Below are 345 nucleotides of genomic sequence, written 5' to 3' on the forward strand. Positions count from 1 at the left end.
TTGATAGGCCGGGAGTGGAAGTACAGCGATGTACGGAGCGGACCGGTACTAATAGACCGAGGACTTGACTACAAATATTCCTACCGATTGGTAGGGGTCGCCACGTGGGCGGCCCGTTAAGAAGAAAACATTTTTATGCAGTTGTCAGGATACGATAAGCAGAGAACCAGTTTTGAAGGAGTCGGAGACGACACGCAAAACTGTGTGAATCGCTTACGTCGGACTTGTCCGACGCCTGAATAACATAATTCAGTGGCGATAGCTGCGGGGATCCACCTGTTCCCATGCCGAACACAGCAGTTAAGCCCGCAAACGCCGAAAGTACTTGGGGGGAGGCCCCCTGGG

At 52.8% G+C, this 345-nt stretch carries 1 rRNA gene; it reads left to right on the forward strand.

Going from position 1 to position 345, the window contains the following annotated elements:
* Positions 1-248: 248 nt before the first annotated feature.
* Positions 249-345, forward strand: a 5S ribosomal RNA gene (gene rrf, locus ACFCTO_RS12190); the annotation flags it as partial.

This window comes from Megasphaera indica, from assembly GCF_046614755.1.
GTDB classification, from domain to species: Bacteria; Bacillota; Negativicutes; order Veillonellales; family Megasphaeraceae; genus Megasphaera; species Megasphaera intestinihominis.